Source organism: Pseudomonas sp. Irchel 3F6, assembly GCF_900187595.1.
GTDB lineage: Bacteria > Pseudomonadota > Gammaproteobacteria > Pseudomonadales > Pseudomonadaceae > Aquipseudomonas > Aquipseudomonas siliginis.
In genome coordinates, this window is sequence record NZ_FYDP01000001.1 from 920,735 (window position 1) to 939,303 (window position 18,569).

19 protein-coding genes are annotated in these 18,569 nt (G+C 58.8%); 13 read left to right on the forward strand and 6 right to left on the reverse strand.

Features of this window, described 5'->3' with window-relative positions; translation table 11 throughout:
- Positions 1–171 precede the first annotated feature (171 nt).
- The 3 genes from CKW30_RS04100 to CKW30_RS04110 all read left to right on the forward strand — a co-directional run bounded on the left by CKW30_RS04100 (position 172) and on the right by CKW30_RS04110 (position 4,169).
- Entirely contained in the window at positions 172–690 is a 519-nt protein-coding gene (locus CKW30_RS04100; protein ID WP_095180305.1) for a sigma-70 family RNA polymerase sigma factor, read from the forward strand.
- Positions 677–1,657, forward strand: coding sequence for a FecR domain-containing protein (locus tag CKW30_RS04105; RefSeq protein WP_095180039.1), 981 nt, complete (start codon positions 677–679; stop codon positions 1,655–1,657). The genes CKW30_RS04100 and CKW30_RS04105 overlap by 14 nt, the downstream gene beginning before the upstream one ends.
- Before the next feature lie 121 nt (positions 1,658–1,778).
- Positions 1,779–4,169, forward strand: a complete 2,391-nt coding sequence (locus CKW30_RS04110) for a TonB-dependent siderophore receptor (protein ID WP_095180040.1) — start codon at positions 1,779–1,781, stop codon at positions 4,167–4,169.
- 72 nt (positions 4,170–4,241) lie between these two features.
- Here the strand turns inward: CKW30_RS04110 and CKW30_RS04115 are convergent, their stop codons facing one another.
- A complete protein-coding gene (locus CKW30_RS04115; RefSeq protein ID WP_095180041.1) occupies positions 4,242–4,622 on the reverse strand; it encodes a hypothetical protein in 381 nt (126 codons plus the stop codon).
- Positions 4,623–5,031: 409 nt separating this feature from the next.
- Here CKW30_RS04115 and CKW30_RS04120 point away from each other — a divergent pair, with 409 nt between their 5' ends.
- Entirely contained in the window at positions 5,032–5,517 is a 486-nt protein-coding gene (locus tag CKW30_RS04120; protein WP_095180042.1) for a DUF6130 family protein, read from the forward strand.
- A gap of 59 nt (positions 5,518–5,576) precedes the next feature.
- On the opposite strand, the gene CKW30_RS04125 is transcribed toward CKW30_RS04120, so the two are convergent.
- The gene (locus CKW30_RS04125; RefSeq protein ID WP_095180043.1) at positions 5,577–7,031 is read right to left on the reverse strand and encodes a TrkH family potassium uptake protein; all 1,455 of its coding nucleotides are present in this window, start codon (positions 7,029–7,031) and stop codon (positions 5,577–5,579) included.
- A 321-nt stretch (positions 7,032–7,352) separates the two neighbouring features.
- Between CKW30_RS04125 and folE the strand changes: the two genes are divergently transcribed.
- The 5 genes from folE to CKW30_RS04150 all read left to right on the forward strand — a co-directional run bounded on the left by folE (position 7,353) and on the right by CKW30_RS04150 (position 10,455).
- Positions 7,353–7,910, forward strand: a complete 558-nt coding sequence (folE, locus tag CKW30_RS04130) for a GTP cyclohydrolase I FolE (RefSeq protein WP_041480339.1) — start codon at positions 7,353–7,355, stop codon at positions 7,908–7,910.
- Positions 7,911–7,955: 45 nt separating this feature from the next.
- Positions 7,956–8,498 (forward strand): DUF3833 domain-containing protein, encoded by a 543-nt coding sequence (locus tag CKW30_RS04135; protein WP_095180044.1) that lies wholly within the window; start codon positions 7,956–7,958, stop codon positions 8,496–8,498.
- On the forward strand, positions 8,495–9,205 hold the full coding sequence (locus CKW30_RS04140) for an SDR family oxidoreductase (protein ID WP_095180045.1): 711 nt from the start codon (positions 8,495–8,497) through the stop codon (positions 9,203–9,205). The genes CKW30_RS04135 and CKW30_RS04140 overlap by 4 nt, the downstream gene beginning before the upstream one ends.
- A gap of 14 nt (positions 9,206–9,219) precedes the next feature.
- Complete coding sequence (locus CKW30_RS04145) at positions 9,220–9,525, forward strand: DUF6482 family protein (protein WP_016774774.1); 306 nt, start codon at positions 9,220–9,222, stop codon at positions 9,523–9,525.
- A 126-nt stretch (positions 9,526–9,651) separates the two neighbouring features.
- On the forward strand, positions 9,652–10,455 hold the full coding sequence (locus CKW30_RS04150; RefSeq protein ID WP_016774775.1) for a DUF1206 domain-containing protein: 804 nt from the start codon (positions 9,652–9,654) through the stop codon (positions 10,453–10,455).
- Between the two features lie 42 nt (positions 10,456–10,497).
- Here the strand turns inward: CKW30_RS04150 and CKW30_RS04155 are convergent, their stop codons facing one another.
- Entirely contained in the window at positions 10,498–11,790 is a 1,293-nt protein-coding gene (locus CKW30_RS04155) for an Nramp family divalent metal transporter (RefSeq protein WP_371857525.1), read from the reverse strand.
- A gap of 274 nt (positions 11,791–12,064) precedes the next feature.
- Between CKW30_RS04155 and CKW30_RS04160 the strand changes: the two genes are divergently transcribed.
- A complete protein-coding gene (locus CKW30_RS04160; RefSeq protein WP_371857515.1) occupies positions 12,065–13,198 on the forward strand; it encodes a lactonase family protein in 1,134 nt (377 codons plus the stop codon).
- 118 nt (positions 13,199–13,316) lie between these two features.
- Positions 13,317–14,558 (forward strand): MFS transporter, encoded by a 1,242-nt coding sequence (locus tag CKW30_RS04165; protein ID WP_095180048.1) that lies wholly within the window; start codon positions 13,317–13,319, stop codon positions 14,556–14,558.
- A 1-nt stretch (position 14,559) separates the two neighbouring features.
- Here CKW30_RS04165 and CKW30_RS04170 read toward each other — a convergent pair whose 3' ends face one another.
- Both CKW30_RS04170 and rclC read right to left on the reverse strand, forming a co-directional pair.
- Positions 14,560–14,787 (reverse strand): DUF2790 domain-containing protein, encoded by a 228-nt coding sequence (locus tag CKW30_RS04170; protein WP_095180049.1) that lies wholly within the window; start codon positions 14,785–14,787, stop codon positions 14,560–14,562.
- Between the two features lie 30 nt (positions 14,788–14,817).
- A complete protein-coding gene (gene rclC / locus CKW30_RS04175; protein ID WP_095180050.1) occupies positions 14,818–15,393 on the reverse strand; it encodes a reactive chlorine resistance membrane protein RclC in 576 nt (191 codons plus the stop codon).
- A gap of 125 nt (positions 15,394–15,518) precedes the next feature.
- Between rclC and CKW30_RS04180 the strand changes: the two genes are divergently transcribed.
- Complete coding sequence (locus CKW30_RS04180; protein ID WP_095180051.1) at positions 15,519–16,424, forward strand: AraC family transcriptional regulator; 906 nt, start codon at positions 15,519–15,521, stop codon at positions 16,422–16,424.
- Between the two features lie 155 nt (positions 16,425–16,579).
- A complete protein-coding gene (locus CKW30_RS04185) occupies positions 16,580–17,356 on the forward strand; it encodes an alpha/beta fold hydrolase (protein WP_095180052.1) in 777 nt (258 codons plus the stop codon).
- A 27-nt stretch (positions 17,357–17,383) separates the two neighbouring features.
- Here CKW30_RS04185 and CKW30_RS04190 read toward each other — a convergent pair whose 3' ends face one another.
- The gene (locus CKW30_RS04190; protein ID WP_041480329.1) at positions 17,384–18,304 is read right to left on the reverse strand and encodes a LysR family transcriptional regulator; all 921 of its coding nucleotides are present in this window, start codon (positions 18,302–18,304) and stop codon (positions 17,384–17,386) included.
- Between the last annotated feature and the right edge of the window lie 265 nt (positions 18,305–18,569).

Here is an 18,569-nt window from a genome sequence, read left to right on the forward strand (position 1 = left end):
CCTGGGCCTATTACCGGGATCGGCGCGTCAGCCTGAACTGTGGCCAACTGTCCAAGAAACCAGGGGCGTCATTTCGCCCGAAACAGACACTACGCGCGACGCATTTGCCTGATGGCCCAACGCCTGAGTAGAATGCGATTCATTATCAATCATGTATGTCCCGGGATGCCGATGCGTAGCGACGAAACACTAGGTACTGCAGATCCAGGGCTGCTCTATCGCACCCACTTCTCGTGGTTACAGGGCTGGCTGATTCGGCGCATCGGCTGTCGCGACAACGCCGCAGATCTGGCGCAGGACACTTTCGTCCGTGTGCTCAAACACCGTCATCAGTCCGGCGCCCTGCGCGAACCACGTGCTTATTTGAGCAGCATTGCCCGAGGGTTGATGATTGACCAGTATCGTCGTCGCGAACTGGAACGGGCCTATCTGAAAAGCATCACCTTGCTGCCGCAACACGAGGTTCCATCGGAAGAAAGCCGGCTGATGATTCTGGATGCGCTCGAGCGCATAGACCGTCTGCTCGACTCGCTTAAACCAAGAGTACGCCAGGCGTTTTTATTTGCCCGACTCGACGGTCTGACCTGCGCGCAAATCGCCGAAAAGCTCGGTGTTTCCCGCGCGACGGTGGAGCGCGATCTGGCCACGGCCCTGCAACATTGCTATCGCTTGCGTTATGTCGAGGCCTGAGCCCGAGGCGCTGGATCCGGCCATTGTCGACCAGGCGATCCAATGGCTGGTGCGCCTTCGCTTCAATCAAGCCGATGAACAGACACAGCGCACGTTTGAACACTGGCTGCAGCAGCGCCCGGAGCATGGATTGGCGTGGCAGCGTGTGGAAACGCTGGGCGATGAATTCGAAGGCGTGCCAGCTCAGCTGGCTCGACAAACCCTTAAGGGCGCCCAGCATGGAATGCGCCGGCGGGAAAGCCTGAAGCTACTGGGCGTATTGGCGACCGTCGGCACGGCAGCCTGGCTCGGCCGCGACTACACCCCCCTGCCCTCCATGCTTGCACAGCAGCGCAGCAGCACCGGCGAGCAACGACGTTTCCAACTCGACGATGGCAGTCTTATCCAGCTCAATAGCGATAGCGCCGTCGACAGCGATTTCGACGCCCAGCGACGCCTGATCATCCTGCGCCGAGGTGAAATCATCGTGAATGTCGGTGCGGATCAACACTCGCCGCAAGCGCGACCATTGTGGGTGCAATCACGCGACGGGATCATGCGAGCCCACAGCTCGCGCTTTCTGGTCCGCGAGCGTGACGACGGCACTCTGGTCGCGGCCCAGGAAGGATCAGTCACGGTGTTCCCCGGCTCCAGTCAAACGCCTGCGAGCCGCAACGTCCTGGCAGGAAACCAACTGCTGTTCACCCCAAGCGGCACCCGAACGTTCAGGGACAACGGCCTTGATCCATGGGGTTGGGGTGACGGAGTGATCAGTGCGAACCACATGCGCCTTGGTGACTTCATCGCGGAGTTGTCGCGTTATCGCCCCGGAGTCTTGCGCTGCGCCGAAGAGGTCGCTGATCGTCGCGTTTCCGGCACTTTCCAGCTCGCCGACAACGACCGGGTCCTGGCATTGATCGCGCAGTCACTGCGCCTGCACATTGATTACCGAACCCGTTATTGGGTCACCGTAACCGCTGCCACCTGACTCCACACGAATATATTTTCGCTACCTGAAAAATAATGAGGTGGTTTCTCATTCTCGTTCGACCTGTAAGGAAGGCCGGAATACAGGCCAGTCTGCCGATGTCCTTTCTTGGAGCGAGAAAATGAGTTCGTCCCCGGTTTCACAGCGCCATCCATTAAGTCGTGCCATGCACGGTGCGATCTTGGGTTTGATCGTGAGCAGCTACGCATTGCCATCGCTGGCGCAAACCTCGGGCGCTGATCACAGCAATCAAGTCAAACAGTGGAATATCGCCCCCGGCCCACTGGCGCCGGCGCTTGACCGCTTTGCGCGCGAGGCTGGCATCAGTCTTTCCTTCGACGCCTCGAGTGTTGCGAACCGCACCACGGCTGGCGTGAATGGCACGCTCGATACATCGGCAGCGCTGTCATCCTTGCTGCAGGGCAGCGAGTTGCAGATCGAACAGCAAGGCGCGAATGCTTACCTGCTGACCCCTCAAGCAAAAACCGCCGGCCCGCTGGAGCTCGATGCAACGGCCGTCGAGGACTACCGCCTCGCCCCGCTCATCATCAATGCCAAGGTCCGGGTCAGTGCCGACGACGACGCCAACTCGGTGGTGGCCAAGGAGCTCTGGGTTGGCGGCAAGGTCGCCACCAGCATTCTCAATACACCGGCATCGGTGTCGGTGGTGACCAACAAGGAAATGCAGCAACGCAGCGTCAGCACCACGGAAGAAGCGCTGCAATATACGCCGGGCGTGGTCAGTGACTTTTATGGTACGGATGATCGCAACGACTATTTCCAGATCCGCGGCTTCCAGGCCACCACCTACCGTGACGGCTTGACCCTCAGTTCGATGCGCGGCGTACGCGAAGATCCGTTCGCTTATGAGCGCATCGAGATTCTGCGTGGCGCCAACTCCACCCTGTTTGGCCCTGCGGACCCGGGCGGTTCGGTAAATTTCGTGACCAAACAGCCGCGCTTCGAGAAGTTTGGCCAGGGCTATGTGACCTACGGTTCGTTTGACCATGTCGAGACCGGCATCGATGTCGGCGATGCGCTGAACGACGAAAAAACCCTGGCCGGCCGCTTTACTGCCAAAGGCCAGAACAGCGATCGCGAGTACGATCATTCGCAGGACGACAACCAGTTGTTTATGGGTGGCCTCACCTGGGCACCGACGGATTACACATCGGCTACGATGATTCTGGATTACCTGAAAACCGAAAGTTCGCCCAACAGCGGCGGCTATCCACTGGATCGGGAATACGACCGCAGCAAGTTTTATGGCGAGCCCAGCTACAACTTCCACGATGTCGAGCGCACTAGCCTCAGCGGTAACGTCACCCATGATTTCGACAACGGCTTCGTGCTGCGCAGCAATCTGCGTTACAGCAAGTTGACCGATGATTTTGGCTACGTGTACCTCAGCGACAGCGCCGCACGTATCGGTACCACCGTCGATCGCTACCTGTTCGGAACCGACACTGAAGCCGACCAGTTCAACGGCAATCTGATGCTGCAATACGATGCCCGCTTCGAGAACATCGACAGCAGCAGTCTGGTGGGCGTGGAGTACCTCGATTCGACCACCAAGGAAAGCTCGGTCTACGCCCTGACAACCCCGATCGACATTGCCAACCCGGTGTTTACTGGCGTTCCACGCTCAATCGCGCCGTATGCCGTCAACAAGCGAGACGCGACCACCAAGGCCGTCTTCCTTCAGCAGAACCTGTCGTTCTACGAGCGTTTCATCGTCACCGGAGGCGTGCGCAACGACTCGATGGACCTGACCAGCAAAGGCTTGCAATCCACCGAGAAAGACACCTTCTCCGAAACCTCCTACCGAGGTGCGTTGACCTATATCGTCAACGATGAAGTATCAACCTACGTGAGCATGGTCGAATCCGTCTCGCCGCCGCAGGTTGGCGTAACACCGCAGACAGGCAGGCAGTACGAAGTGGGCGTGAAGTATGCGCCGATGGGGATGGACGCACTGTTCTCCGCCGCGGTGTATGACCTGACCCAGGAAAACGTCACCATCGCCGTGGTGCTGCCGAGCGGCATCATCGAGCAGCAGACGGTGGGTGAATCACGTGCACGCGGCCTCGACCTGGAGGCCAAGGCGCAGGTGACGCAGAACCTCAGCCTGATCGGTGGCTATTCCTACATGGAGTCCGAGGTACTGCGCGGTTCTTTGTATGACGGCAGTTCTCTGAAGGGCAACGAGTTCGCCACGGCACCCAAGCATTCCGCTTCGCTCTGGAGTTACTACGACGTACCCGCCACTGATGTCAGCGTGGGCCTGGGTGCGCGCTACGTCGGCGCTTATTACTTCGATGCAGCCAACTCCGGCAAAAGCGATGGCACTACCCTGTTCGACGCCGCCTTCAACTACAAGATCGCCAAGGGCACCGACCTGGCGGTGAACGTCAGCAACCTGCTGGATGAGCAGCACGTGGTCGGCTCCGGCACGGCGAACTTCTACAACCCGGGCCGCGAGATTACCGCCAAACTGAGCTACAACTGGTAAGCAAGCGGGTCAGCGTTTTTCCCCACACAGAAAACGGTGCCCGCGTTACCGCGAGCACCTTCGACTTGGTTGTTAGCCGCCGACCTCACGCAAAATTCTCTCAAGCTCAGGACGGGTCCACCTCTCCCAAGGGAATACCTCCCGGTCATCGCCGCTGTGCCAATACTCGCCCGCATCAAATGCCTGATAGATCGAAAATGCCGGCTCGGGCATCTCTGCGTACAAGGACAGATCGACGATATCGCTGATGACAATATTCATCACCTCATCACAGTAGTGAAAATCGCGGCAGCCGGTGATAAACAGTCTTGCCACTGAGATCGCCAACTGATTGAGAAGATCGCGGCTGTCGATCTGCAGGTGCTCACACATAACATTTAATTCGGTGTTTGGGGCTTTCTCAATCATCCCCAGTACGTAATCAAGCTCGGCATCACTAAGACCTGTGGCCATATGATCAAAGTACTCGTGAGTTCGGTTTTGCGATGGATTCAGGACAAGCCTGTTAGAAAACATTTTGGCAGATTTGCTGTTAAGCGACAGCTATGGTTCGAAAGCAGCTTCTGATTGGGTGGTCCCGTTTTCCCCAGGGCTTATTCGGCAGAGGTCGACTTGGACTGTCATCAGATAAAGGTGACAAAGCGGGTATCGAGACCCTCGTTCACTGGCGCTAGCGAATTGAGATAGTACACAAACACAAGGGTGGCCGCTTTTGGGTATTTGGCGATCCGTGACACGGAGATCGGCCAGAAGCGGCCAGTCAGTATCGATGAGATACGTTGGATGATTCCATTTTCAAATGAGCAGCGGGCAACACCCAGGTTGATCTACGCTTGAATGAAATCACGCGGAGAACCAGATCATGTCCCTCGCTCCCGGAAGAATATTGGCCCTGGCTTTGGGTGTCGTCTTCTGCACATCCGTGCTCGGACAAGGGGCAGCAGACAGCGATTCTCCACCGGCGATACTGCCATTGGCATCCGAGAGTGCGCCGAGACTCATTGCCTACCCGCCGCTTGCCGAGCCACTCGCCCGCGGAGTGGTCATCATCCAGTTTCGAACAGAGCACGCCAGGATCATGCCGGTGTTTGGCAAGGTGGCTGCCGAGGTATCACCACGCTTAGGTCACCTTCACGTGACCGTCGATGACTGGAAAGGTACGTGGGCGCACACCAGTGAAGACCCGATTATCCTGGTCGGGCTAACCCCCGGTCCTCACAAGGTTCTCTTGGAAGTGGCCGACCCGACGCACCAGATCATCACCAGTACGACAGTGAGTTTTACAGTACCGGAGAAGAAACCGATGGACGCTCCCCGTACTGACGATCATCACGCGGTAAAACCATGACTGCCGTGCTATTCACCGAAACAGGCAACAATCGACGTCCCTGCCAGCGACTGACTGGCTCAATACCTCCAGAAAACCGGGGTCACGAGCACCAACACCGTCAGGATTTCCAACCTGCCTAGCAGCATGCCAACGGTGAGAAGCCATTTGGCCGCATCTGGCAGTGACGAGAAATTACCTGCCGGTCCAATAATGGTGCCCAGGCCGGGGCCGACGTTACACACCGCCGTAGCGGCACCGCTCAGGGCAGTAATCCAATCAAGCCCGATCAGAGCCAGGCCCAAAGCGATGGCGGCAATCGTGATGGTGAAAAAAAACGAGAAGGTCAGCAGCGAGCGGACGATTTCCTCGTCGATGGGATGGCCGTTGTATTTTTTCTGAATCACGGCCCGAGGGTGAATCAACTGCTTCAAGCTGCTGACCAGAAGCGCGGCGGCCACCTGAAAACGGAAGATTTTCAGCCCGCCGGCCGTTGAGCCGGAACAGCCACCGACGAAGGTCAGATAGAAAAACAGCAAAACAGCAAAGCTGCCCCACAAGGTGTAGTCGCCAACCGCAATTCCAGTGGTCGTGACAACCGAGGTCACATTGACCGCCACGATACGAAACGCATCCCACCATCCGTAGTCGCTGTGAAAATACAGCCAGGTACCTACCGCCAAGGATGTGACGAGCAGGAATCCAATAAACCCGCGTACCTGGTGATCCCTGATCAGCGCACGCCGATTGCCCCGGCAGGTTGCGACGTACAAGGTGAATGGCAGGCTGCCCAGGATCATGATGACCACCGCAACCCAGTGAATTGCTGGCTGCTCCCAATGCCCGAGGGAGGAATCCGACGTCGAGAACCCACCAGTAGAGATCAACGACATTGCGTGGTTGATCGCTTCGAATGGGGTCATTCCTGCGAGCCAGAGCGCCAAGGTGCCGATACCCGTCAGGCTTAGATAGAGCAAAAGGATGTACTTGGCTGCGACATGAGAACGTGGTGTCACTTTCTCCGACCAGTCCGAGGATTCTGTCTGGAAAAGACGCATGCCGCCGACTCGCAAGAGCGGAAGAATCGCGACAGCCATGCCGATAAAACCGATGCCGCCTAACCAGTGCAGCATGGAACGCCAGATCAACAAGCCGGGAGAGGCGCTATCCAGACCGGTGAGTACCGTCGAGCCAGTGGTTGTGATGCCCGACATCGTTTCAAAGAATGCATCGGTGTAGCTGATATCGCTGATGAAAACCATTGGTAACGCTGCGAAGGCGCACACAACAACCCAGCTCGCGGTAGTCAGCAAGTACATGTCCCCGGGCCGAAGATTGCCGGTCTCCGGACGCCCTCGCACGATCAACAGCAGACCACAGATGAAGGTAATCAGACTCGACCAGAGAAAGGCCGACAGATCGTCGCTGCGCTCATGGACCACCAGCGTGAACATGGGTATAGCCATGCTTACCGCCAGGGTGATCAGAAAAATACCCAAGATGAAGCCGATAAGCCGAATTGCTGCGAGGGACATCACGATAGCGTTCCAAATTAGCGCCGCGCAGTATCGGATGCCCTCAATAAAGACTGCGTAAATTCTCCGTAAAATTTTGACCTGCAATCAGTCAGGCTGCGGGAGCCGAAGGCCAAATGCTCGCGCCAATCAAGCCCTTCACTGCACCGGGCATTCGGTTTGTCCCGAGCGAATTCCCAAACCCGCACAAAAAAATCACCGATTCATTGTCAGTTGATTTTTTTCGGCCTATCTTGAATAAAACCTATACAGGCAACCTGTATGCGTACAACCTTTTCGCCAGACATTGGCCCTCACGCAGCACCGCCACGAGTGACCCGAATGAGCCCACTATTAGCCAGCCATTACCGTGAAATCCTCGTTGGCGTCGGCGAAAACCCCGAGCGTGAGGGGCTTTTGGATACGCCCCAGCGCGCCGCCAAGGCGATGCAATACCTGTGCAATGGTTACGGGATGAGCCTGGAAGACGTCACCAATGGCGCGCTCTTCGAGTCGCAGAGCGATGAAATGGTGATCGTCAGCGACATCGAGCTTTATTCGCTGTGTGAGCATCACATGCTGCCGTTTATTGGCAAGGCGCATGTGGCGTATATCCCCACTGGCCGGGTGTTGGGGCTGTCGAAGGTGGCGCGGGTGGTCGACATGTTCGCGCGGCGCCTGCAGATCCAGGAAAACCTTACTCGGCAGATTGCTCAGGCGATCCAGCAGATCACCGATGCTGCCGGTGTCGCGGTGGTTATTGAAGCCAGGCACATGTGCATGATGATGCGCGGTGTTGAGAAGCAGAACTCGATCATGACCTCCTCTGTCATGCTCGGTGCCTTTCGCGACAGCTCGACGACGCGGCAGGAATTTCTCCAGCTCATCGGACGGCGCTAGGCCTATACATAATCTGTTACCTGTACAAGCTCAAGGAGTAGGCACATGACCCGATTTCTGCTGCTGTTAGGACTGGCGCTCAGCATCGCAAGCTGCGGCAGTGTCGATGTTGCTCGTTACGCGGATCAGCAACCGGCATTGAATCTGGAGCAGTTTTTCAGCCAGCCCGTCAAAGCCTGGGGGATGTTCCAGAAGCGCAACGGCGAAGTGGTCAAGCGTTTCGAGGTCGATATCGCCAGCCGTCGTGAAGGTGAAAACCTGATCCTCGACGAGCGCTTCCGTTACAGCGACGGCACCCGTGAACGCCGAGTCTGGACCCTCACTCCCGGGGGCAATGGTCAGTGGAGCGGTCGCGCGCACGATGTGGTCGGGGTTGCTCAGGGCCAGATCGCTGGAAACACCTTCCACTGGCGTTATCGCCTGAACCTGCCAGTTGACGATTCGACCTACGAAATGAGCATGGACGACTGGATGTACCTGGTCGACGAGGACACGCTGATCAACCGCACGAGTATGTCCAAGTGGGGTATTGAGGTCGGTCAGGTGACGGTGTTCTTCCGGCGCCAGAACGCTGGGGCGAACCCATGAGGAGTGGGTTGACCCTGACCTCGTTCGGCGACGGTTATCGCGCCTTGGTGATCGGCGCCAGTGGCGCCCTCGGCACGGCGTTTTGCCAACATTTGAAACAGGATCCACGTTGCGCCAGCGTCCGTGCGCTGGGACGCCAGACTGTGCCGAAGCTCGACCTCGAGCAACCCGAAACGATCGCCAGCGCCGCCGCTGAACTGGCAGACGAAGCGCCCTTTCACCTGATCATTCACGCAGCCGGCCTCCTTCATCGTGACCGGATCAAGCCGGAAAAAAGCTACAGCGCGATCGACGCCGAGTCGCTGCAGGCCGTGTTCCAGGTCAACACGCTGGGGCCTGCATTGCTGCTGCGCGACTTTCTGCCATTGCTTGCACCTCAAGGCGCGATGGCGATGCTTTCGGCAAAAGTCGGCAGCATCGGCGACAACCGTTTGGGCGGCTGGTACGCCTATCGCGCCTCCAAGGCTGCGCTGAACATGCTGATCAAGACCGCCGCCATCGAGCTTTCGCGCACGCGCCCGCAGAGCCGCTTGCTCAGTCTGCACCCGGGCACGGTGGTTTCGCCGTTGTCGCAACCTTTTCGCGGGGCCTCGAGCGCCCGCCCGGCAGACATTGCCGCTGCGCAATTACTGAGTCTGATTGACACGCTGACGCCGGCCGATAGCGGCCATTTCTTCGCCTACGATGGAGAACGCCTGCCCTGGTAGGCAAGGAGTGAAGCATGAATCTGCAAACCCTCACCGAACGTGCGGCCAACAGTGAAGTTCGCGAACTGGAGCTGCTGTCACTCGAAGGTGGTTTTTATCTGGCGAGGATTCGCGTGGATCAAGGCCAGTTCACCTTGCTCGATGACGCGGCCAAGCCAATGCACCTGCGTTCGATCACCCACCTGCGCGACTTGCTGCAAACCGTGCCGGCGTTTCCCTGCGTACTGGTGCAACAATGCGTGCACGACGAAATGTGCGGTCGGGATTCAGGGCCGGTTGAAGAGCTGCGCATTCCGTTTTCGCTGACCACGCCTTTATGAGGCTCAAGCGCGGCGAGCACTGAATGGCAGGCTGATAAGGCGCGCGTCGCCCAAGGGCGACGCATTTATCGAACCCCTGTCCCGTCCACGGGTCTGCTTCACATCGATTCCCTGGAAGTAAACCCCATGTCCACTCAACACACGCTTGTCCTGCTTGCCCGAGGCGGATACGCCGCGCGCGGTGTTCTGTATCTGATTATCGGTATCTTCGCGCTGTTGGCAGCGCACGACTCCACCAAACCGAAAGACAGCCACAAGAGCCTCGAAGCATTACTCAGTCAGCCATTCGGCTATGTGCTGATCGGTGTTGTGGTCGCCGGCCTGCTGGCCTTCGCCGCGTGGCGTGCGTTGCAAGCGATCCGCGATGTCGACCACCACGGCAGCGAGTTCAAAGGTCTGGTCATTCGCGCAGGTTTGCTCGCCGGCGGTCTGGTCAACGCGGCGCTGGCCTTCTTTGCCTTGGGCCTCTTGGTGAGTGGCCTCAGGAGCTCGGGCGGTTCCGGGGATGGCAAGACCAAGGATCTGCTTGCGCAGCTGCTGTCGTTCGAGCATTCGAACCTGTTGATCTACCTGATCGCGCTGATCCCGCTGGGTGTCGGTATCGCCCACATCATCAAAGGCTGGAAGGCCACGTTCGAGAAATACTTCGAGGCAGATGACGAAGTGATGCGCTACGTGCGCCCGGTGTCGCGCTTTGGCTTGATCGCCCGAGGCGTGGTGTTTATCGAGATTGCAGTGTTAATGGCGGTCAGTGGCTCGGTTTACCAGGCAACCAATCCACCCGGCATGAAGGAAGCGCTGGATGCTTTGCAGAATCTGCCGGCAGGCGGCGTGCTGTTGATGCTGATGGCCTTGGGGCTGATCGCGTTTTCGGTGTACAGCTTTTCCGAAGCGGCCTGGCGCCGGATCGAAATGGATGTGCCGTTGTAAGCGGCGATTCGAGGGGGCGTGTGCCCCCTCGACTGCGCCTCATCAAGTAAACAGATCAACGCCCAGCTGAAAGGCCACCCAAAGCGCCAGACCCGTGGCAAACAACAGCGCGATGTTTTCAAACAGGTTGTTGCGGTATTGCTTGTCCAACAACGATTTCTGGTTGGACATGATCAGCAAGCCCAGGGAAATCACCGGCAAACCAATGATATTCAATGCGCTGACACCAATGGTCAGGGTGACGAAATCCGGCATGCCCGGCATCGACCAGATCAGCGGCGTGACCAGGATGAACAGCATGAACCACTTGTGCATCGGGTCGTGATGGAACTCTTTGCCGTACTTCTCGCGGCGCTCAGGACGAACATGCTGGAAGGCATCGGTGATCAGCATCGGAAACGCTGTGGTCTTGCCTGAAATACTGGCAAACAAGGTCGCGAAAACGCCGATGAAGAACACATACCAGCCAATCGGGCCGAAGAAGATTTCCAGTGCCTTGCCCAGATCGCCCAAGGTTTTCACCTCTATGCCGTTGGGCCGCAGGATTTCCGCGCCAACAATCCAGATCGCCAGGTTGATGATGATCCCGACGAACACCGCAAACAGCAGATCGTTACGCTGAATGCGCTTGTGCTGCGGCCCGGTCCAGCCTTTCTGGCGCATGACATAGGGGTGCACGAAGTTGGCGATCGAACCGGCAACCGCGCCGATCACTGAAACCGCCACCAGCAACGCGCCATGCACGCCTTCGTCCGGCGGAATGCTGAAGCCGATGGTGCCTTTGATGATGCCTGTGACATCCGGACCGGACATCACCGCCAGGGCGATAAACGCCAGGGTCATGATCGCCAGCAGCAGCTTCATCACGCCTTCGATCATCGTGTAGATGTTGCGCCCGACCAGCATCCAGACCGCCAGCACCACCGCCACCGAGCACAGCAATGGCTGATCGATCTTGAACAGCATCGCCAGTGACTCCCCTGCCCCCTTGATCATGTAGGCGTTCATCAAGTGCCCCATCAACAGGGCATAAACCAGCATGAACCAGGCGAACACCGGGTTGAGCTGGGCGTAGCCCTGCAGAATGGTCATGCCTTGGTTATTGCACAGCTGGAACCGGGCAATGATGTTGACGATCAGGTACCTGAGCAACAGCGAGACCGCCAGCACCCACATCATGGCGTAGCCGTAGTTCGCACCGGCCACGGAGGATGTGATCAGGTCACCCGCACCGAGCCACGACAGCACGGCGATAATGCCGGGGCCGAGCAGTTTCAGCGTTCGCAGGAACAGGTTTTGCGGTTTCGCAGCGGCCTGATGATCGAGTGGAGCCATGCTCGTCATAGGGGTATCTCCGTTATTGTTTTTGTGAGAATTGATGCAGTGCGCACATTAGGTAGGATGTCGTACAACAACGCTAACAGGAGAGTATGTAAAAATGTTTCACAACTCGCTGATTACCGTGCTGCTCGATCATTTCTGCTGATCAACATCCTCTAATACGCGTCTATAAAACCAGGCTAGGCGACGTTCCAGCTGCATGAAATAGACATTGAAGCCTTCGCCAATCACTCATAGGATGACTGATCACAACAACAATAAGGCTAAAATGATGAACAGAACGCTCTTGATTGCTGCGCTCGCCTCCACGTTGAGCGTGACGGCCAATGCCGCCACCTATGCCTACATCTCAAGCCCCGGTGACGGTCTGATCTCGCAGTATCGCCTTGATCAGAGCAATGGCGCGCTCACCCTCGTTGAGCAGATTCAGGCCGGTGATCAGGTCAATCCCATGGCTCTCTCCCCGGATGGCAAGGTGCTGTTTGCAGCCTTGCGCGTCAAACCCTTTCAGGTGCTGGGTTACCGGATCGATCGCCAAAGCGGTCGCCTGACAAAATTCACCCAAGCGCCCCTGGCAGAGAGCATGGCCTACCTGTCGACCGATCGAAAAGGTCGCTACCTGCTCGCCGCGTCCTACGGCGCCGACACCCTCAGCGTTCAGAAGATCGGCGAGGATCAGCAACCTTCCGCCGATATCGTTCGCTACAAGACCGGCCTGCATGCCCATTCGATTCGCACCGAGCCGAGCAATCGCTTTGCCTACGCTGGCAACCTGGGCACCGACAAGGTGCTGCAATATCGCCTGGATGCCAAGACTGGCGAACTCAGCCCGATCGGCAACGGCTCGGTCAGCGTCCCGGACAACACCGGCCCTCGGCACCTGGCGTTCTCGCCGAACGGCAAATTCCTTTACGTGGTCGGTGAAATGAGCGGCACCGTGACTGCGTTTTCAATCAACGACGCCAGCGGCGCGTTAACGCAAATCGCTGTGGCCAACGGCATTCCCGAGCGTTTGCAACTGGCCCACGGCGAAGTTCGGGATGCGCGCAACAACGATTTGAAAGACGATCCGACCCCGCGCATCTGGGCTGCCGACCTGCGCATGTCGCCGGATGGAAAACTGCTGCTGATGAGTGAGCGCACCAGCAGCAGCGTTTCGGCATTTACCGTGGATCCGGCAACCGGAGGACTGAAGTTCCTCGATAACTACTCAGTGCAGGAACAACAACCACGCAATATCGCCTTCTCCCCCGATGGCCGCTGGCTGCTGGTGACGGGCGAGAAAAGCGCCAAGGTCGGTACGTACGCGGTGAGCAAGGATGGCGCGCTGAAGCGTGTCGGTGAAGCGGCCTCCGGCAAAGGCGCGTTATGGATCGAAGTACTGCAAACGCCTGACGCTTGAATATCTGCGGAGCAGCAACTGCTCCGCCGTCCTGCAACTAATCCCCCGCCGCTTCGGTCATTAGGTTTGCCGAGGTTGATACATTTACGCAGACCTCACTTTCAAGAGACTGCCCCCCGTGATCAGCCATCTCGATCGCCGCAACAACCGCTCGCTGGACAGTCTGAATTTCTTTCTCGCCGATGTCCGCGACGGCCTCGGGCCGTACCTCGCCATCTACTTGCTCGCCGTGCACCACTGGGACCCGGCCAGCATCGGTGTAGTCATGACCCTCGCCGGTATCGCCGCGCTGGTCACGCAGACACCGGCCGGTGCGCTGGTTGACAGCAGCCGGGCGAAACGGGCGCTGATCATCATCGCCGCGCTGTTGGTGACGGCGAGTTGCCTGGTGCTGCCGTTCATTACTTCATTCAGTCTGGTGGCGTTGACCCAAGCCTTGAGCGCGGCGGCAGCATCTATTTTTGCCCCGGCCATCTCCGCGATCACCCTGGGCATCACCGGCCCGCGAGCATTCACCCGGCGTACCGGTCGCAACGAGACGTTCAACCATGCCGGCAACGCGTGCGCGGCGTTATTGGCGGGTTTGTTTGCCTATCTGTTTGGTCCGGTGGCGGTGTTTTATCTGATGGCGGTCATGGCGCTGGCCAGTGTGATTGCCGTGCTGTTCGTTTCGGCAGAAGCGATAGATCACGACGTCGCGCGCGGTTTGCAGCCTGGCGATCAAAGCCATCAGCCGTCCGGGTTCAAGGTACTGCTGAGCAATCGCCCGTTGCTGATGTTTGCCCTGTGCTGCGCGCTGTTTCACTTGGCCAACGCGGCGATGCTGCCGCTGGTGAGCCAGAAACTCGCGCAAGCCAACTTGCACATGGCCACGCCGCTGACGTCGGCGTGTATCGTCGCCGCGCAACTGGTGATGGTGCCGATGGCGCTGCTGGCCGGTGCGAAAGCCGATGTCTGGGGGCGCAAACCGCTATTGCTGGCGGGTTTTCTGATCCTGCCGCTGCGTGGCTTGCTCTACACCTTCTCGGATGATCCGTATTGGCTGGTCGCCGTGCAGTTGCTCGACGGCGTCGGCGCTGGTTTGTTCGGTGCGCTGTTTCCAGTGATGGTCAAGGATCTGACCCTCGGCTCCGGGCATTTCAATGTCAGCCTCGGCGCGCTGACCACAGCGTTTGGTCTGGGCGCGGCGCTGAGCAATGGGCTGGCCGGATTTGTCGTCGAGGCCGCCGGTTACAGCGCGGCATTCCTGACTCTCGCCGGAATTGCAGCGGCAGCATTCCTGCTGCTGTTGATCGCTGTTCCGGAAACGCTGCAGCGGACTGAGCAATTCGAGTCCGCTGCAGTTATGGGCCAAACCTGAGCTAATCGCCACCGCAGCCATTGCCGAGCACGTTGTACGTGGCGACATGCCGCTGGCCGTGGCTGTCTTCATAGACGACTTCCACCGGAACAATTCCGCAGGCGGCGCTGGTGTCGGTGATGCTGATGGTTTTGGCGATATCCAGTGGCACGCCGGTCTGCGCAGGTTCGGTGGCGGCGAACACGTTGCCGGCGAGGATGGCCAGGGCCAAAGCAAAAAGCGTTTTCATGGTGTGATCTCTCTATAAAGGATGAGGAATTCAGGCCTGACGTTCAGTCAGCAATTGGCGCGCGGAATCAGCCATTACCGGCAGTGCTCCGGCGAGCATCAGGACGTCCTTGAGCACCAGGCGTCCGGCACCGGACAGATAGGGAAAACCGTGCTGACCATCACCCAGCGCAGCAACCCAGGCTTCCGGCGTGGTAACCAGAAAGCTCAGGGTCACCAGCGGCGTGGCGAACGCCAAGGCACCACCGAGCAGGCCGGTGCGGCGAGAAAGCGGGTTGGACAGGACCAGCAGACCGATGAGAATTTCCACCACGCCAAGCCCGGTGGAAAAGCCGTAGGTGTTGTTCGCGGTCTGCCAGGCGCGCTTGTCGGCGTTCAGCTCGCCCTCATGGGTCAGGTGCGCCTTGTAGTCCTGCGGGTGTTCGTAGAAGAACGACATCACCGGGCTGTTGGCGACGAAAGGCGTAATGCTGTCGGCTTCGTACGGGACGAATTTCAACGCGCCGATCCACAGGAACACGATGGCGATGGCCACGCGCATCAGCGGGATGCCGAGGCGATCGAGTTTGCCGAGCTGTTGTAGTCCGGCGTTGATTGAGGTGAACATGCGACGTCTCCAGATCAATGAAAGTGGAGTCAGTCTGCGGTGCTATCGAATCGCGCTTTTGTCGGTCATGCTCAACGTCTTGCTCAATCGTCTCAACTTTGGGGATTCCTTCGTGATGGGTGCCAATGAACTCGCTCGATAAGCTCATCAGCCTGGCCAACGTGCGCGGCAGTCTTGATCTGCGCTGCCAGTTTCAGGGCGACTGGGCGCGCGATCATCAACAGGAAGCCTTGGGCAAGGCGCCCTATCACGTCGTGCTCAAAGGTGAATGCCGGGTAGAACTGGCCAGCGGACAACGCCTGGCGATGCGCGCTGGCGATATTCTGTTGTTGCCACGGGGCACGCCGCATGTGCTGCACAGCGGCGGTAAAGATGTAGCGCCAATGCTGCCAACGCTGATTCCCGGCGGGGTGTTGCCGATCTATCGGCTGGGCGGCGCGAGCGCCGATCTGGACATGCTCTGCGGTGGCTTTCATTACAACCGCGCGTCGATGCTGTTCGCCGCCCTCCCCGATTACCTGTTGATTGCCAACGATGGTTTGCCGGTGGATGCGCCACTGACAGCCCTGGTCGCGCTATTGCGCAGCGAAGCCGACAGCGAACAGCCGGGTGCACGCTTTCTCCTCGACTCACTGTCCCAAGCCTTGTTCACCTTGATTCTGCGGGCGCACCTGGCCCGTGCGGAGCAGGACAAAAGCACCCTGGCGCTGCTCGGCGACCAGCGCCTGGGCCGCACCTGTCAGGCGATACTGGCCGACCCGGCGCACGAATGGACCATCGAAGCCATGGCCGACACCGCGAACATGTCCCGCGCGACGTTCATGCGCACCTTCGCCCGGGTCGCTGGCGTGTCGCCGTGGGTGCTGCTGACTCAATTGCGCATGGAGCTGGCGTTCAGTCTGCTCAGCCATTCGCATCTGGGCCTGAATGACATTGCCGTGCAGGTCGGCTATCAGTCGCAGGCTGCCTTCAGCAAGAAATTCAAGGAAATCTACGGCGAGGCCCCGGGCAAAGTCCGCCGCGCGATCTGATTGAATGGATCGCTTTGTATCAGCGTGTAGCTTTCGCCGACACAGATACACACGCATGCGAAGTTCGGCCGTGCGCACACACAACTGACACATTTAGCGCGCTAAATACCACTGTCGCTTCCATTCCTACCTTAACCAATCGACAGGACATCACCATGAACAAAGTCTTCGCAGCCCTCGCCCTTACCGCCGCCATGTTCGGCGCCACCGCTGCGTTCGCCGCGCCGGTCAAACCTACCGTGGTGCTGGTGCACGGTGCCTTTGCCGATTCGAGCAGCTGGAACGGCGTGGTCAAGATTCTCGAGAAGGATGGCTATCCGGTGATCGCCGCCGCGAACCCGCTGCGCTCGGTCAAGGGTGATGCGCAATCGGTGGCGGATGTGCTGGCCAGCGTGAAAACTCCGGTGGTGTTGGTCGGCCACTCCTACGGTGGCCCGGTGATCAGCGAAGCCGCTTACGGCAATGCCAATGTCAAAGCGCTGGTGTACGTCGCCGCTTTTGCCCCGGAAAAGGGTGAAACCGCAGCCGAATTGTCCGGGCGTTTCCCCGGCAGCACCCTTGGCCCGACCCTGTCGGCCCCGGTTGAGCTGGCCGATGGTGGCAAGGATTTGTACATCCAGCAGGACAAATTCCACGCTCAGTTCGCTGCCGATGTCTCTCAGGCAGATGCAAAGTTGATGGCGGCCACGCAACGCCCGGTGACCGTCGCCGCGCTCAACGAAGCCGCCACCGAGCCTGCATGGAAAACCGTGCCGTCGTACTTCGTCTACGGTGACCAGGACAAGAACATCCCGGCGCAAGCCTTGGCGTTCATGGCCGAGCGCGCGCACTCCAAGCAGACCGTCGTGGTCAAAGGCGCTTCGCACGTGGTGATGGTGTCCAACCCGAAAGCCGTTGCCAGCCTGATCGAAACGGCTGCGGCCGGGAAGTGATCCAGCGTTGAGTTGAACCTTGAAGCCTTAGCCGTGAACCCTGTTCACGGCTTTCAGCGCTGGGTGGTGTTGCAGCCGCTCGCTGAGGAAATCGACAAACGTGCGCACCTTCGCCGGTACGCGCGGATGTTTCAGATAGACCAGTTGCACCGGTAACGCCGGCGGCTCAAAGGCCTCCAGCACCAATTCCAGTTCACCGGCCGCGACCTGGCTGGCGACTTGATAGGACAGCACCCGGGTAATGCCCCAACCGGAGCTGGCGATGTTGATCGCCGCCTGATTCGCGGTGACCACCAGACGCGGCTCGAAGCGAAAGCTCAACGGGCCATCGGCATGGGCGAATTGCCAATCGCTGAGCAAATGACTGGCGGACGACATGACGATATTGGCGCGGCTCAGCTCGTTCGGATGTTGCGGTCGGCCATAGCGGGCGAAGTAATCGGGGGTGCCGCAGATCACCTGACGGACCTCGCCGACCTTGATTGCATGCTGATTGTTCTCGTGCAAATGGCCGATGCGCACGGCGACATCGATACCCTCTTCCGCCATATTCACCACGCGATCAACCAGCAAAGCCTTCAGATGCACCGAAGGAAACGCATCGACATATTGCGCCAGCAACGGCGCGATGAACAACTCGCCAAACAATACCGACGCGGTCACGCTCAAGTGCCCGCACGGCACCCGGTAACTGCCGGCAGCGGCCTCTTCGGCTTCGTCGACGTCGCACAGAATTCTTCGGCAATCGTCCAGATAACGATGCCCGGCTTCGGTCAGGTGCAGGCTGCGCGTGGTGCGCGACAACAGACGCGTGCCGATGCGTTGTTCCAGCGCGGCAATGGCGCGGGTGACGCTGGGGGGCGAGGTGTTCAAGCGCCGGGCCGCCGCCGCAAAGCCGCCCTCCTCGGCCACGGCCAGGAACATGCGCATTTCCTGAAAACGATCCATAGCTGGGGACCTGTAAAAAACCTCGAAAACACAGTGAAATCATGTGGGAGCGAGCCTGCTCGCGAAAGCTTTCCGTCAGTCAACATCACCGTTGCATGACACACCGCTTTCGCGAGCAGGCTCGCTCCCACAGGGTTTGGTGTACACAGTTAAATTTGGGCAATGCTTCAACTCCCGCCAGTACGCCCGCACATTCGGATATTCCTCCAGCGAGACAGTGTCTTCCAATGCATGGATGGGACAGCTGACGCCAAACCCGTGGGAG

Excerpts from the sequence above, each read along its gene's own strand:
- CKW30_RS04100 (WP_095180305.1), top strand. The coding sequence starts at position 172 with ATGCGTAGCGACGAAACACTAGGTACTGCAGATCCAGGGCTGCTCTAT.
- CKW30_RS04105 (WP_095180039.1), top strand. The coding sequence starts at position 677 with ATGTCGAGGCCTGAGCCCGAGGCGCTGGATCCGGCCATTGTCGACCAG.
- CKW30_RS04110 (WP_095180040.1), top strand. The coding sequence starts at position 1,779 with ATGAGTTCGTCCCCGGTTTCACAGCGCCATCCATTAAGTCGTGCCATG.
- CKW30_RS04115 (WP_095180041.1), bottom strand. The coding sequence starts at position 4,622 with ATGGCCACAGGTCTTAGTGATGCCGAGCTTGATTACGTACTGGGGATG.
- CKW30_RS04120 (WP_095180042.1), top strand. The coding sequence starts at position 5,032 with ATGTCCCTCGCTCCCGGAAGAATATTGGCCCTGGCTTTGGGTGTCGTC.
- CKW30_RS04125 (WP_095180043.1), bottom strand. The coding sequence starts at position 7,031 with ATGTCCCTCGCAGCAATTCGGCTTATCGGCTTCATCTTGGGTATTTTT.
- folE (WP_041480339.1), top strand. The coding sequence starts at position 7,353 with ATGAGCCCACTATTAGCCAGCCATTACCGTGAAATCCTCGTTGGCGTC.
- CKW30_RS04135 (WP_095180044.1), top strand. The coding sequence starts at position 7,956 with ATGACCCGATTTCTGCTGCTGTTAGGACTGGCGCTCAGCATCGCAAGC.
- CKW30_RS04140 (WP_095180045.1), top strand. The coding sequence starts at position 8,495 with ATGAGGAGTGGGTTGACCCTGACCTCGTTCGGCGACGGTTATCGCGCC.
- CKW30_RS04145 (WP_016774774.1), top strand. The coding sequence starts at position 9,220 with ATGAATCTGCAAACCCTCACCGAACGTGCGGCCAACAGTGAAGTTCGC.
- CKW30_RS04150 (WP_016774775.1), top strand. The coding sequence starts at position 9,652 with ATGTCCACTCAACACACGCTTGTCCTGCTTGCCCGAGGCGGATACGCC.
- CKW30_RS04155 (WP_371857525.1), bottom strand. The coding sequence starts at position 11,790 with ATGGCTCCACTCGATCATCAGGCCGCTGCGAAACCGCAAAACCTGTTC.
- CKW30_RS04160 (WP_371857515.1), top strand. The coding sequence starts at position 12,065 with ATGATGAACAGAACGCTCTTGATTGCTGCGCTCGCCTCCACGTTGAGC.
- CKW30_RS04170 (WP_095180049.1), bottom strand. The coding sequence starts at position 14,787 with ATGAAAACGCTTTTTGCTTTGGCCCTGGCCATCCTCGCCGGCAACGTG.
- rclC (WP_095180050.1), bottom strand. The coding sequence starts at position 15,393 with ATGTTCACCTCAATCAACGCCGGACTACAACAGCTCGGCAAACTCGAT.
- CKW30_RS04180 (WP_095180051.1), top strand. The coding sequence starts at position 15,519 with ATGAACTCGCTCGATAAGCTCATCAGCCTGGCCAACGTGCGCGGCAGT.
- CKW30_RS04185 (WP_095180052.1), top strand. The coding sequence starts at position 16,580 with ATGAACAAAGTCTTCGCAGCCCTCGCCCTTACCGCCGCCATGTTCGGC.
- CKW30_RS04190 (WP_041480329.1), bottom strand. The coding sequence starts at position 18,304 with ATGGATCGTTTTCAGGAAATGCGCATGTTCCTGGCCGTGGCCGAGGAG.